The organism is Brevibacillus nitrificans (assembly GCF_003710965.1).
Lineage (GTDB): Bacteria > Bacillota > Bacilli > Brevibacillales > Brevibacillaceae > Brevibacillus > Brevibacillus centrosporus.
The window spans coordinates 164475-178199 of record NZ_RHHU01000018.1 but is presented as its reverse complement, the minus strand read 5'-3'; the positions used below and the strand labels follow the sequence as shown (position 1 = coordinate 178199).

Sequence of the window (13725 nt, the reverse complement as noted above, 5' to 3'; positions counted from 1 at the left end):
CTTTCTCGTAAAACGCTACTAGCAATAAAAATGCCAATGATCAAAACGCCGTAGAAAAGGCGACATGATCACTGGCAGCAAGAAAAAACGATCCAATAATGAATCGAAAAGTCATCAAGTGATTCAACTATAGATCGTTCCTGAATTTTTGATCAAAATGCTTCATTCTTCGGACGAAGGTAGGTTGGCTCATCTCTAGGGCGGCGGCAGCTTTTCGCGTAGATTTATGCAGGGTCAGCGCACGTTTTAGTCCCTGATACTCGAACAGCTCTACCTCTTCCTGAAAGGTTTTTGGAACGATGGCCCCCAAGTTGCCAAACAGCTCGCGAGGCAAATGCTCGGGTAGGATCGTATGGTTGGCGCATGTAATTGCCATGCGTTCCAGTACATTGATCAGCTCTCTGATGTTGCCAGGCCAGTTGTGCTGATAGAGGAGCTGGACTGCTTCCGGGGTGATTTGAATTTGGATCGCATTCTTATCCTGGTAGTTTTTCAAAAAGTGCTCGATGAAGAAGGGAATCTCTTCTTTTCGTTCGCGCAGCGGTGGGATCACGATTGGGTAGACCTGCAGACGATAGTACAAATCTTTGCGAAAAGTCTTTTGCTCCACCATCGTCTCGAGTTCCTGATTCGTTGCGGCAATGATGCGCACATCGGAACGGATCATCTTCACGCCGCCTACCCTGCGAAATTCCTGCTCTTCCAGGACACGCAGTAATTTCACCTGCAAATCTAGCGGCATGTCCCCAATCTCGTCCAGAAAAAGGGTGCCTTTATCGGCAAGCTCAAAAAAGCCGGCTTTCCCGTCTTTACTGGCTCCGGTAAACGCTCCTGCTTCATAGCCAAAAAATTCGCTTTCCATCAGGGATGCGGGAATCGCCCCGCAATTGACTTTGATAAAAGAACCTTTTGCACGCTTGCTATTTTGGTGAATGAATTTGGCGATGACTTCTTTCCCTACCCCGGATTCTCCACGCAGCATGACAGGAGAATCGACTGCAGCCACTTTCAGAGCCGCTTTTCTGACATTGAGCATGGCCTCGCTGTGGACGACAAATCCATTCTCATGGACCTGCATCTGCCTCAGGTTTTTGATTTCCCTCAGATAATTCTGATTCATTTTCTCAATTTGGTTCAGATGCCATTTCAGCTGGCTCAATTCGGTCATATCGCGCACACAGTTTACCACAAACTCGATCTCATGCTGCTCATTGAACATGGGCATTCCTGTCGTCATGAATTCTTTGAATCCGTCCTCGAAGTTCGATCTTTGAATAATGGTCACCGGGCGCTTTTCCTCCAGAACGCGCATGGTGCTCGACTCGTTGCTATGCAGCCTTACCCCGACGGTATCGCGAATGTCCTTGCCGATCAAATCATCCGCTGATGTCGCGGTCAGGCGCTGATAGGCTTGATTGACTTTGACAATCGTTCCGTTTCGATCCGTAATAATCACGCCGTCATAAAAGAGATCCAGCAGGTTGTCGAGGTCTTTTTGCATCAGCATGTCGATAAAAGGCAACGGAGTCACTTCCCTCGTCAGTACATATTGCTTTTAGTATAGCATACAAGAGAAAAGCCACCTTTCCACTGGCCATAATTTCAGAATGTGCAGAGGGAGCTCCTATCGTTGTTATTTCATTAAATCCGGGTAGATTCCTTTCACATTGTGATCTATCAGCTTTTCGGGACCTTGCGGATGAAATGGAGGGAAATCGTACTTTGACGTTCTGGACGATGGGGAGCCTCGCTTCGGTAAAATTGCAGTAATCGTCGTTGGTGGGAAATAGACGTGCAGAACGTGTGCCTTCTTGTAGCAAATAGAGTCACTTTTTCAAGGAGAGGAGTGGTTTTTTCCTTGGGCAGGCTAAAGAGAGAAAGGAAATGATCGGTGCGGCTGCGAATGCCTACAAGCATCCGAATCAGGGAGGGATTGCGATGGGAAAAACGATAGCGATCACGGGTGCTTCATCCGGAATTGGCTTGGCTACGGCGATGAAGCTTGCTGAAAATGAGTGGACGGTTTACGCAGGTACGCGAAACGTCGAGCGCGATCAGGCACAGTACACGGGAGTAGCCAATCTGCACGTTGTGGAGATGGAAGTAACGGATCCAGCATCACTGCAGCGTGCATTTGACCGAATCGGCGAGGAGCAAGGAAAGCTGGACGTTTTGTTCTGCAATGCGGGGTACGGCTATCTGCGGGCTTTGGGACAGGCGGACTTTACCGAGATTCAGGATGTCTTTGATACGAATGTGTACGGCGTCATGCATACGATCAGAGCGGGCTTGCCCTTGCTGCAAAAAGCAGAGTCAGGACATCTCATCGCAACCTCCAGCGTAGGCGGCCTGGTCGGTCAGCCTTTAAACGAAATCTATTGTGCGAGCAAATTTGCGGTCGAAGGACTGCTGGAAAGCCTGGCAACGTATTACAAGCCTGCGTTTAACATCGATGTCACGCTGCTGGAGCCAGGTGCGATTGCCACTCATTTTGTAGACACCGTCATGGGGCACGTGGGTCGGACAGGGGGGATTTTGGAGGACGAGTACAAGCCAATCATGACGAAGTATATCGAGGGCTTCCAGTCGCGAAATACAGTTCCGCAAACGGCTGAGTCAGTGGCGGAGGTTGTGTGGGAGTTGCTGCATATGGATGTGAAGCCGCTGCGGATCCGAACCTCGGAGGCGGCTGAGGCATTCGTTCGCTATAAGACAGAAAAGGATGCGACTGGACTGGAAGGGATGCAAAATACGCGTAAGCTTCAGCTGAATCTCGAGTGATTTGCATGGGGCCATCCGTGTGCTTGTCAGAAAAAAGGGCATCTTCGGTAGGCATGTACAGTTACAAACCTGTCTTTCTCTCAATAGGATAGTGCAACACCAGAAGTTGTCTGAGAAAGAGGTAGGTAACACGTGGCGAATCATCGCAGAAGAGCTCAAATCCGTTTATCGCCGCCTGAATTCACGTACTTGAACGAAATCAAATTCTCGATCGGCAATGACCCGTTGGTTCAAGTGGAGCCACTGCGTCAACTGCCAAGCGGAGGCTTTCTTATCACGATACGTGTTCAAGGCATGCAAAAAGCACGGGCGCTCGCAACGCTGATCATAGCGACCAAACAGATCGGAAGCTTACGGATACAGGTATAATTTCAATCAGGTAGCCGCGTTTGTCTTTCGAGATGTGCTTCGGAATAGAATCAACCAAACGCCGATCCTGTTCTCTACGGCGCGCAAGACAATCAGCATGGCCAATCGAAAACGGAAGCCGAAAACGTAGTCTCTCACCAGAGACTGCGTTTTTTCGTTGTTTTTAACCTTTCCTATGTATTTTTGGTACTATTGGTAATGAGTTGGTGGGAAAGGGTGTTGGACATGAGCAAAACACTGGTGCTGGCTGAAAAGCCTTCTGTAGGACGAGACATTGCGCGCGTGCTGCAGTGTCAGAAAAAAGGAAACGGTTATTTGGAAGGCGATAAATATATCGTGACGTGGGCTTTGGGGCATCTCGTCACTCTGGCTGATCCAGAGGTGTATGGACAGCAATACAGCTCCTGGAAAATAGAAGATTTGCCGATCATGCCTTCTCCACTGAAGCTGGTAGTGATCAAGGAAAGCAACAAGCAGTTCCACAGCGTAAAACAGCAAATGAAGCGCAACGACGTAAAAGAGATCGTCATCGCGACAGATGCAGGGCGCGAGGGAGAGCTGGTCGCTCGCTGGATCATCGAGCTGGCTCACGTGAACAAACCGATCAAGCGTCTCTGGATCTCATCCGTGACGGATAAGGCGATTCGGGATGGATTTCGCAATCTAAAGGACGGCAAGGCGTACGACAATCTGTTTGCTTCTGCGGCAGCACGTGCCGAGGCAGACTGGCTGGTTGGGATCAATGCGACCCGTGCCTTGACCTGCAAGCACAATGCGCAGCTCTCCTGCGGGCGTGTGCAGACGCCGACCCTGGCGATTGTGGCCAGACGGGAGGAAGAGATTCGTCAGTTCACACCGAAGCCCTTTTACGGCTTGAGTGCATTGGCACAGGGACCGATTCAGCTCCAGTGGCAGGATCAGCAGACGAAGGACGTCAAAACGTTTTCCAAGGAAAAAGCGGATCAACTGCTGGCGGCGTTGAAAAAAGAGGCATTCGCGGAAGTCACCGAGATCACCAAGGCACACAAAAAGACCTTTGCGCCGCAGCTATACGATCTCACGGAGCTGCAACGGGATGCCAACAAGATCTTCGGCTACTCGGCCAAGGAGACGCTCTCGATCATGCAAGGGCTGTACGAGCATCATAAAGTCGTCACCTACCCGCGGACGGACTCGCGCTATCTCTCTGCCGATATCGTAGAGACGCTGCCGGATCGGGTCAAGGCGGTACAGATGAAGCCGTACGCTCCGTTTGCCGCGAAGCTGCTGAGAGCCCCCATCAAAGGAAACAAAGCTTTTGTCGATGACAGCAAGGTCTCGGATCACCATGCGATTATTCCGACGGAGCAATCTGTTCTCTTAAGTGATCTGAGCGACAAGGAACGGAAGATTTTTGACCTCGTCGTCAAGCGTTTCCTGGCTGTTCTGTACCCGGCCTTTGAATACGAGCAAACGACTATCCAGGCGAAGCTGGGCACAGAGCTCTTCCTGGCAAGAGGAAAGACGGTGCTCGCGAAAGGCTGGCGAGAAGTGTACGACCACGATGTAGAAGACGAGGACAGCCGGGATGGCGTCAAAGAGCAGCTTTTGCCATCGATCGCAAAAGGCGACCGTCTAAAAATCAGCAGCATCACCCAAACCAAGGGAGAGACGAAGCCGCCTGAGCCTTTTACGGAAGCGACCCTGCTCTCTGCGATGGAAAATCCCGCGAAATACATGGCGGGCGAAAGCAAGGACCTGATCAAGACGATTGGGGAAACAGGTGGGCTTGGTACGGTTGCGACGCGTGCAGACGTGATCGAAAAGCTGTTTAACAGCTTCCTGTTCGAGAAGCGCGGCAAGCACATTTTCGTGACGGCAAAAGGAAAACAGCTGCTCGAGCTTGTTCCGGATGAAATGCAGTCGCCTACGCTTACGGCTCAGTGGGAGCAAAAGCTGGGGGCGATCGCAAAAGGAGGACTGAGCAAGCAGGCTTTCATCGGAGAAATGAAAACCTACGCGAAATCAGTGGTCCAAGAGATCAAGAACAGCGAGCAGACGTTCCGACACGACAACCTGACGCGAACCCGCTGCCCGGAGTGCAACAAGTTTTTGCTGGAGGTAAACGGCAAGCGGGGCAAAATGCTCGTTTGTCAGGATCGGGAGTGCGGCTATCGGAAAGGTCTTTCCAAGCAAACGAATGCCAGATGTCCAAAATGCCACAAAAGGCTGGAGCTGCACGGCCAAGGCGATAAACAGACCTTCGTGTGTGTGTGCGGACACCGGGAGAAGCTCACTACCTTCCAGGAGCGCCGGGATAAGGAAAAGGGCGGCAAAGTCTCGAAAAAAGAGGTCGCCAAGTTTTTGAAAGGGCAAGATCAGGAGGAGTCAGAGGGGATCAACTCGGCTTTGAAAGATGCTTTGTCCAAATTCAAGTTGGATCAGTAAGAGCAAGACCCGAATGCCGCTGGGAGCTGTCGCAGGCGTTCGGGTCTTTTTGCAGTCATGGCCGCACTGACAGGTAGTAGTGCTGAATTTCTTCCAGCGTTTTTTGGGAAGGCTGGATGAACTCGCGATCCCAATCCTCTGGCGGCGAATCGACCGAGATTCCTTTTTCCTGAAGCAAGGCGTATAACTCCTGATCCGCTTGGGAGGGAATCCACCAGGTGTAAATGGAGTTGGTCTTTTTGTTGAGCAGGGTATCGAAGAAAAACTTCAGGTAATTCGCGACCGAGAGCGTGCCGTAGTTCACATCGTGCTCGGGGGCGGGGATCGGGTAGACCTTGGGATAACTCAGTGGGCCGTGGTTGATGGAGATGCCCACAAACCCGATCGGGGGAATGTTGTTTCCGTAGCCAGGAATGGCAAAAGGCAAATCCCCAGCGAAATGAACCCGGATAATGACGGAATTGATGAACTGCTGCTCCAGCAAGTTTTCCCTCTTCCAAATCCCTAGTTCTCGAGCAAGCTTGTCCCAATACACGATGGATGTGTTGTGTGCCCGCCAAAAGACGGGAGCTAGTTCCTCAAACGTTTTTTCAAATTCGTCCCCTGCTTTGTGAAAAGGATTGATGAGATCGTACCATTTGAAGCAGCCGTGCGTCTGGCGCCAGTTCTGGCAGATGGTGAGGAAGTCGATCATGCGCTGGATGCGGGGCTCAGGGCTGCTCTCTTTGTTGGCAAACAGGTGGGCTGCCTCAACGAGATCAGTGGTAAAGTTGCCGTTGACGAAGTCCCAATAGTTGGTGTGACCTTGTTCAAAGCGTTCATGGCTGACACGGAGACTTTCTATTTCCCAGTCTGCAAAGGTCGTGACGTCATTTCCAAAATAGAGCTCAATCGGCAAGAGCTCTCCGAAGAAGCTAAAGTGATAAGGGCTCGCCTGCTTAAACCAGGATTTGATGTAGGCCAGACGAGCCGCAGGAGGGACGATGCTTGCCCTTTTGCAGAGAGTGGCCTCTTCCGTCGTGGCGGTGAATTCTCGCAGGGAGGAAGCTAGGGCTAAAAAGGGAGTGGGCGTAGTCAGAAATTCTGCCCCATTTTCATCGTTGTCGTACTGGACGATGAGATGCGAGAGGACGGTCACTGCCTGCGGCGAGGCTGCGAGCTGATTCCACGTGTGTTTGGCAGGGTCACCGATGGCTCCAATGATCGTGATCGGGTTGGTCGCTTCGCCGCAAAGATAGAGCGCCCCGGAGTCCTGTACGACGATTCTGCTCGAACCGCGGACGTTGATGGTCGCTCCCGCTTCCACTGTCAGGCTTTGGCCGGGCGGGATGACCACATCGTCGGGTCCGAGGAGATAGGGCCCGTTTTGAGCGGACAGCGGTGATGCGTTGATCATCGTTCCGGATAAACGGGTGTACTTGTCGACGAACAGCTGGTAGACGTGATCGGGATCTGTATCGGGACCCTCCGTTAGACGAATAAAATAGAGCCCGTCGTCTTCGGGGAAGAACGGTAGAATGAGCGGCGAACCGGGCGTCCACATGGCTTGCCCGCACTGGGTGCCGAAATTGTCGTAGACCGTGATGCAGGAGGCGGGATGAGTCAGATTGTTGATGTGGATTTCGATCGCATCTGTGGACGAAAGCTCGATCTGGTACCATTCGTCGTGCGGGTCCAGATTGGGTGATGGCTTGGTGATGCGTGTCTGTGTTTGCAGCGGGGTGGCAAGAGAAGGGATGGTCGAAGTGATACTCATCGGAATCTCCTATCAGATAAATGTTTTTGGAAGAAGCTGTATATTCAAAATATAGCGGAGGGAGTGAGGGAAAGACAAGCATTTGATTTTCTACTTTTGTCGAAAGTAAGGTATGATGAAAGAGAGATAAAGGGGGATGGACGTTCCGATGAGTCATGATTTGCCATTAACAAAGGAAATGATATTGGACGCGGCAGAACAAGTGCTCAGGCGTTTTGGACCGGACAAGACCTCGGTTGTCGACATAGCCAAAGTACTGCAGGTCAGTCACGGTACGTTATATCGACACTTTCCGAGCAAGGCTGCTTTGCGTGAGGCTGTCACACAAAGATGGCTCCAAGGCTGTATCAGCGCCCCGTTAGAGGAAATTGCAAGCGAGACGCAAGGGAGCGCGACAGAACGATTGCATCGGTGGCTAACCACTCTGCGAAACTCGAAAAAAGAGTACTTCACCACAGACGCTGAAATGTTTGCCATGTACGCTTCTGAAACCGAGGGATCGGTAGAGATGGTCAAAGCGCACGCCGAGCATTTGGTCCAGCAGATTGCCAGGATCGTCGAGCAGGGGATCCAAGCGAAGGAATGGAAACCGGGTAATCCGGAATCCATAGCAAGAGCCATTTTCCTCGCAACGTCGAGGTTTCATCATCCCGCTCATGCCCAGCATTGGCTGGCGGACGAGGAAGAAGATGATTTTCAATTGGTCTGGGAGCTGCTCTTGAGAGGGCTCGTATAGCATATAGGCAAAAACCTTTCTGATCACGGCGCAGAGAGGTTTTTTTGTACGCAAAACGAATCAAATGACAAAAAACGAAATTTGTTATTTGACATTTGTTAAGTTGGGCAACTATAATACAGGTGCTATTCACCATTTTAGAAAACAGGTGGGATACGTCATGGAGAAAAAGCTGGCCGGTAAAGTTGCTTTGGTAACGGGAGCATCGCGAGGGATCGGGAAGAAAGTAGCGGTAGAGCTTGCTGGACAAGGGGCCAAGGTAGTTGTGAACTACGCCGCCAGTTCAGGAAAAGCGGAGGAAGTCGTAGCCGAAATCACGGCGCAGGGTGGAGAGGCGACTGCGATTCAGGCGGACATCAGCCAGGTAGCGCAGGTGGAGAGCTTGTTCCAGAAGACGCTGGAGACGTACGGCCAGGTAGATATTCTCGTCAATAATGCAGGCATCATGATGACGAAGCCAATCACAAGCATGACAGAGGCTGATTTTGACCAGCAGTTCGCCATCAATGTCAAAGGGACCTACTTCGCTTGCCAGCAGGCGGCCCTCCATATGAACGAGCAGGGGCGAATCATCAACTTCTCTACTTCTGTCGCAGGGCAGATGTTTCCTGGGTACAGTGCCTACGCTGCGACCAAAGGAGCCGTCGAACAGATTACACGCCAGCTAGCTAAAGAATTTGGCCCAAAAGGCATTACGATCAATGCGGTTTCCCCAGGACCTGTGAACACAGAGCTGTTTACCGCTGAGAAAACAGAAGAGGAAGCGCAGCGGATTGGGAGCATGAATGCGATGGGCAGAATCGGTGAGCCCGAAGACATCTCCCGCGTGGTTCTGTTTCTGGCAAGCCCCGAGTCGCAGTGGGTGACTGGACAGACTCTGCGTGTAAACGGCGGATTTATATAAGAGAAACGAAGAAAGGGAGCTGCATGAGAGCAGTTCCCTTTTTGCGATTGGAGCGATTAGCTGCCAGCCCTTCCGTTTTCGTCTCTGATTTCAGGAGTCCAAGCAGGAAAAAAGAAAAGCAGCAAAAGGAGTGCGGAGAGACTGAGCATAAACAGCGAACGCTTCTTCTTGAGTGATGCCATCGCTACTCAGTATGAAAAACTTTGGCTTGCAGTACGTCCAAAGCTTGCTCTATCGTTTTCAGCTCTTCATCGGAAGCTCCCTGAAGCCGATGGAAAAAACGTGCCTCAATTCGTGCAAAGGCTTCGGCCATCAAGGCATTGCCCTCTGGGGTCAGGCGTATGGATTGCTTGCGCTGATCCTGGGCGACCGCCGATTTTTCGCACAGGCCTTTTTCCGTCAGCTTGCGGATTTCGCGGCTCGTATTGGGCATGGACATATGCTGGCAGTCGCTGATCTCACTGAGAGTGACGGGCTGTTGGACAGCTATATACTCCAAGATGCTGTATTGGACAGGGGTAATGTCGGCGGGTTTCAAATCCTTGGTCATCTCGTGCTTTACTTGGTGGACCGCTGTAGTGAAGGCTACGAATTTTTGAAAGAAAGCCGTTTTGTCCATAAAGAGATCACCTCTTATCGTTACGATAGCAAATTAGTTGTCATTTAACAATTATCATTTGACAACTATATTTGTGCGTGCTACCTTTTTGTTATCAAATGATAACTAACGAGGTGTTGAGATGAAACTGCTCGTGATCTATACACATCCGAACCATCAGAGTCTTAGCTTTGCTTTTTTGCAAAAGGTCGTGCAGGGGAGCGAGGAAAACCCCCTGATCGAGGAAGTGCAGGTACTCGATCTCTACGAGGAAGGCTTTGATCCCGTTCTCGTCTTCCATGAACAGAAGCGCAGGCGGGATATGCATAGGGATCCCCGGCTGGAGCGGTATCGCAATCAGATTACGTGGGCTGATAAGATCGTACTGGTGTATCCGATTTGGTGGGGACGCCCGCCTGCCATGCTACTCGGGTACATCGACCAGATGTTTGCATCGGAGTTTGCTTACCGCGATAAAAAGGGACTGTTTCCAGAGGGGTTGCTTACGGGAAAGTCGGTTGTCTGCATATCCACGATGAAGGGCCCTACGCATTACCCGCTCCTTTGGCTCAATAATGCACATAAAGTGTTGATGAAGAGAGCCCTGTTTCAATTTGTAGGTATGAAAAAAGTGAAATTTTTTGAGTTTGGCAGTATGGAGAGCCCCAAGGGGCGGCATGAGGAGAAGCTGGAGCGGGTTTATCGCTATTTTAGGCAGGTAGCGCAGTAACCAAGCAGCCTGCAAGCCGCCAAAAGAGAAAAGCTTCCCGAGCAGAGCTTGAAATTGTTGAATGACTGTCATGAGTAACACTCCCTTTGGATGAATGGGATCGTTTTAGCTTTTCGTCAGCTCTATACTGCTGCTTGCCTGATTCGTACGGGACTGACCGAGGCGCAGCTCCCACAGCTGTTGTCCGCGATGGAAAAACGGATAGGCGATAAAGGTCAGCAGCATGAGAATCGCAAAGATAAGTGGGCCTTGCCCGAAGCCCAATGAGTGGAGCAAAATTCCTCCGAACCAGGCACTGGCGCTCTGTCCGATAAAGGCAAACCCGCTGGCGCCATAATAGGTTCCGCGCAAATGGCTGGGAGCGATCTCTCCGATCAGCACATCGCCAATCACAAAGCTCAGAATCTCTCCGGCAGTAAATACGACCATCGAGAAAGCGAGCAGCACCAGGTTCTCAAACACTCCGAATCCGAACAGACCCAGTCCGAACAGCAGACATCCTGCCTTCAGGGACGTCAGGGAAGAATAGCGTTTCATCAGCTTGGCCAGCGGATATTGCAGAATCACGACAGAGAGCGTGTTGATGATAAATAAAAACGAGTAGGCTTCAATCCGATCATGGCCGATGTATTGGGAAAGCGTCGTATCGAGATGGGAATACGCGCCGGCGAGAAAGACGTTTCCCAAAAGAAAGTAGAGAAACACTTTATCGGTGAAAACGACCCGGACCATCTCCTGCATAGGTGTGGCCGAGGACTTTTCCTGCAGCCCCTGACGGAACAATAGCATCAAGACGACCAGCGCGATCGCATAAAAGGCAAAGATAGCAGCACTGATGTAAAACGGTACGAGTGAGGACGTACTGCCTGCACCCAGCTTCAGGCCGAGAAGAGGACCGATGGCACCGCCGATGTTAATGGCGAAATACCGCGCCTGAAAAGCGTCTGTGCGTCTTTTGGGAGGGGTAACATCTGCCAGAAGAGCCCGCGCTGTCGGTTCGAAGATACTCCGGCATAGTCCATTTAGCGAGCTCATCAGAAAGAACTGCCACGTCTCATCCGCATAGGCAAAGCCTAGCAAGGTGAGGCTCCAGGCTGCCATAGAGGCGATCATCACGGGGTAACGTCCCAGTCGATCTGATAGAGCTCCACCGACGAAGCTGCAAAGCGTCCCGACCAAAAAGCTCGCTGCCAGAATCGCCCCTACGGTGGCTGGATCGATTCCTTTCCCCTTTCCCAAGTAGATGCCCAGGAATGGTATGGTCATAAAAAAGCCTGTACGTGACAGGAAGGTTCCGATAATTACGCCCCATGCGACGGGATGAAAGTGAGCCATCGTCCGGAGCTTTTGCCAAATGCCATTCATTTGTGTCTCCCCCTCAGGTATGGTCTTTGTACCTTTGAGTATATCTATCTTGAACAAGAGAAAAAGGGTATGATTTGAAGGAGATCGTTCACCTTTTTTCCATGAAATGAGGGTTCGTATGTTGCCAGTTCTGCATTTTTTAGAGCTTCGTTCCTCTTTTCCGGACAGAGAAGCTCATGTGCCTTTCCCTGTCACTATTGAAAAGCTCTCTGGCATTTGGCACTGTACGCCACGCTACACGAAAATCATCATCCGCAAGCTGAGTGAGCTGGGATGGATCGAGTGGCGCGCAGGGCGTGGGCGGGGAAATACCTCGGTCGTGACGCTTCTGGCCGATGCAGAAGAGCTTTTGCTGCAGGAAGTGAAGACCAGGATGGAGCAAGGCGATGTGAGCGAGGCGATGGAGCTGATGAACCGATTTGGGCAGAACTCCGTGAAGAATCGTCTGATGGATTGGCTGTCGGAAGGAATGGGCTTCTCGACGCAAATAGTCTCCGATCGCCTGGAGGATACACTGCGTTTCCCTGTATACCGTAAGATCGTCACGCTGGATCCTGCTTTATCCTTTTACACATTCGATGCCCATATGGGTGGGCAGATTTTTAATACGCTAGTGGAATACGATCAGGAAACACGGATGATCAAGCCGAGCATCGCCCACTGCTGGGAGGCGAGTGCTGATGGACAAAGCTGGACGTTCCATTTGAAAAAAAGCATTCTGTTTCACCATGGGAGAGAGCTGTCTGCACAGGACGTCGTCTTTTCTTTGGATCGCGTTCGATTGCGTCCGGAGCGGTTTGAATCGTGCTGGATGTTTCGCGACATCGTGCAGGTGCGTGCGCTCGACCACAAGACCGTGCACATTTTGCTGAAGCAGGCAAACTCGTTGTTTTTGCGCTTTTTGTCTACCGTTCCTGCCAGCATTGTTCCTCAGGAAGTCGTACTCAAAAGCGAAGAAGAATTTGCGAGACATCCGGTGGGAACAGGACCTTTTCAGGTGGCGAGGATGCAGGAGGGGATTTGTGTGCTGGAGGCATTTCCCGCCCATTTTCGCGGCAGGCCGCAGCTGGATCGGGTCGAAGTACTGATTCTGCCTACCGTGGAGCCTGGCCGATTGAAAGAGCCGGATTGGACCTCCGTATTCACTTCCTATAGCGATCCCAACCAAGGGGAGCTGGCAGCACAGCTCAGCGAGGACTGTGGGTGGCAGGATGCGGAAATGCTGTTTGCTTGCTGTACGATGCTGGTTTTTAACCAATGGAAACAGGGCCCTCACAATCACCCGTCTTTTCGGCGGGCCTTGCAGCATATCATTGACCGGAAACAAATGATCGCTGATTTGGGCGGAGATCTCGTTTTCCCGGCCAAAGGGTTTCGCCCGCAACAAGCGGTGAGGCAAACGGAGCGCGAAGAGGCAGCGAGTCTGGAACAAATCCAGGTGTGGCTGCAAGAGAGCGGCTATCAGGGAGAAGTCTTCCGCATGGCGTCCAACAGCTATCATCAGGAGGATGCGAAATGGATTCATGCGCGGCTGCAGTCGTTTGGAATCCAAAGCCAGCTGGATGTGAAGCCGTTGGAAGAATTGATGGATTACGAAGATTGGGGGCAGTATGACTGTCGGCTGTTCGGGAACGTATTTACGGGTGACGAGGTCTGCGAGCTGGAAATGTACCTGCAAAAAAACTACTTTCTTGCCGCCTATGAGCCCGATACGGCCGAGCGTGTCCAACAGCTTTCAGAAGCCTTGTTCCGTGAATCCGTGGCCGCAAAGCGTCAGGAGCTGCTCGACGATCTGGAATCCCTGATGAGGCAGACCCATTCGGTCCTCTATCTCGTCTACAAAAAGAGCAGCGCATCTTACCACGAAGCAGTCCGAGGAGTCTCTATCAATGCTTCCGGGTGGCTCGACTTCGATAAAATCTGGTTTCATCCGCAGGCGATACACGCCGGATGAGTAAGACAAAAGCGGCTGGGGGAATCCTGGCCGCTTATTTTTCGTAAAAAACACATACTACAACTAGGATTCTCGTTCCTTTGCTTTTATGGTAATCTTCTTGGA

General features: G+C 51.4%; 11 protein-coding genes. 7 read left to right on the top strand and 4 right to left on the bottom strand.

Going from position 1 to position 13725, the window contains the following annotated elements; translation table 11 throughout:
• Positions 1–127 precede the first annotated feature (127 nt).
• A complete protein-coding gene (locus EDM59_RS26340) occupies positions 128–1522 on the bottom strand; it encodes a sigma-54 interaction domain-containing protein (RefSeq protein WP_122926383.1) in 1395 nt (464 codons plus the stop codon).
• Between the two features lie 362 nt (positions 1523–1884).
• Here EDM59_RS26340 and EDM59_RS26335 point away from each other — a divergent pair, with 362 nt between their 5' ends.
• The 3 genes from EDM59_RS26335 (at position 1885) to EDM59_RS26325 (ending at position 5577) form a co-directional block, all read left to right on the top strand.
• Positions 1885–2781: an SDR family oxidoreductase gene (locus tag EDM59_RS26335; protein ID WP_246011254.1), complete on the top strand. Its 897-nt coding sequence runs from the start codon at positions 1885–1887 to the stop codon at positions 2779–2781.
• Between the two features lie 132 nt (positions 2782–2913).
• Complete coding sequence (locus EDM59_RS26330) at positions 2914–3150, top strand: hypothetical protein (protein WP_122926382.1); 237 nt, start codon at positions 2914–2916, stop codon at positions 3148–3150.
• Between the two features lie 225 nt (positions 3151–3375).
• Positions 3376–5577, top strand: coding sequence for a DNA topoisomerase III (locus tag EDM59_RS26325; protein ID WP_122926451.1), 2202 nt, complete (start codon positions 3376–3378; stop codon positions 5575–5577).
• Between the two features lie 55 nt (positions 5578–5632).
• Here the strand turns inward: EDM59_RS26325 and EDM59_RS26320 are convergent, their stop codons facing one another.
• Entirely contained in the window at positions 5633–7333 is a 1701-nt protein-coding gene (locus EDM59_RS26320; RefSeq protein ID WP_122926381.1) for a hypothetical protein, read from the bottom strand.
• Between the two features lie 148 nt (positions 7334–7481).
• Between EDM59_RS26320 and EDM59_RS26315 the strand changes: the two genes are divergently transcribed.
• Both EDM59_RS26315 and EDM59_RS26310 read left to right on the top strand, forming a co-directional pair.
• Positions 7482–8069 (top strand): TetR/AcrR family transcriptional regulator, encoded by a 588-nt coding sequence (locus EDM59_RS26315; protein ID WP_246011253.1) that lies wholly within the window; start codon positions 7482–7484, stop codon positions 8067–8069.
• 160 nt (positions 8070–8229) lie between these two features.
• Positions 8230–8973, top strand: a complete 744-nt coding sequence (locus EDM59_RS26310) for an SDR family oxidoreductase (protein ID WP_122926379.1) — start codon at positions 8230–8232, stop codon at positions 8971–8973.
• Positions 8974–9157: 184 nt separating this feature from the next.
• On the opposite strand, the gene EDM59_RS26305 is transcribed toward EDM59_RS26310, so the two are convergent.
• Complete coding sequence (locus EDM59_RS26305) at positions 9158–9592, bottom strand: MarR family winged helix-turn-helix transcriptional regulator (RefSeq protein ID WP_122926378.1); 435 nt, start codon at positions 9590–9592, stop codon at positions 9158–9160.
• Positions 9593–9713: 121 nt separating this feature from the next.
• On the opposite strand from EDM59_RS26305, the gene EDM59_RS26300 reads away from it, so the two are divergent.
• The gene (locus tag EDM59_RS26300) at positions 9714–10301 is read left to right on the top strand and encodes an NAD(P)H-dependent oxidoreductase (RefSeq protein ID WP_122926377.1); all 588 of its coding nucleotides are present in this window, start codon (positions 9714–9716) and stop codon (positions 10299–10301) included.
• Positions 10302–10406: 105 nt separating this feature from the next.
• On the opposite strand, the gene EDM59_RS26295 is transcribed toward EDM59_RS26300, so the two are convergent.
• Complete coding sequence (locus EDM59_RS26295; protein WP_122926376.1) at positions 10407–11666, bottom strand: MDR family MFS transporter; 1260 nt, start codon at positions 11664–11666, stop codon at positions 10407–10409.
• Positions 11667–11784: 118 nt separating this feature from the next.
• Here EDM59_RS26295 and EDM59_RS26290 point away from each other — a divergent pair, with 118 nt between their 5' ends.
• Entirely contained in the window at positions 11785–13620 is a 1836-nt protein-coding gene (locus EDM59_RS26290) for an SgrR family transcriptional regulator (protein ID WP_122926375.1), read from the top strand.
• Positions 13621–13725: the final 105 nt, after the last annotated feature.

What these genes read in the sequence shown, in the direction of transcription:
- EDM59_RS26335 (WP_246011254.1), top strand. Translation starts at nt 1,885, where the DNA reads ATGATCGGTGCGGCTGCGAATGCCTACAAGCATCCGAATCAGGGAGGG.
- EDM59_RS26325 (WP_122926451.1), top strand. Translation starts at nt 3,376, where the DNA reads ATGAGCAAAACACTGGTGCTGGCTGAAAAGCCTTCTGTAGGACGAGAC.
- EDM59_RS26320 (WP_122926381.1), bottom strand. Translation starts at nt 7,333, where the DNA reads ATGAGTATCACTTCGACCATCCCTTCTCTTGCCACCCCGCTGCAAACA.
- EDM59_RS26315 (WP_246011253.1), top strand. Translation starts at nt 7,482, where the DNA reads ATGAGTCATGATTTGCCATTAACAAAGGAAATGATATTGGACGCGGCA.
- EDM59_RS26310 (WP_122926379.1), top strand. Translation starts at nt 8,230, where the DNA reads ATGGAGAAAAAGCTGGCCGGTAAAGTTGCTTTGGTAACGGGAGCATCG.
- EDM59_RS26305 (WP_122926378.1), bottom strand. Translation starts at nt 9,592, where the DNA reads ATGGACAAAACGGCTTTCTTTCAAAAATTCGTAGCCTTCACTACAGCG.
- EDM59_RS26300 (WP_122926377.1), top strand. Translation starts at nt 9,714, where the DNA reads ATGAAACTGCTCGTGATCTATACACATCCGAACCATCAGAGTCTTAGC.
- EDM59_RS26295 (WP_122926376.1), bottom strand. Translation starts at nt 11,666, where the DNA reads ATGAATGGCATTTGGCAAAAGCTCCGGACGATGGCTCACTTTCATCCC.
- EDM59_RS26290 (WP_122926375.1), top strand. Translation starts at nt 11,785, where the DNA reads ATGTTGCCAGTTCTGCATTTTTTAGAGCTTCGTTCCTCTTTTCCGGAC.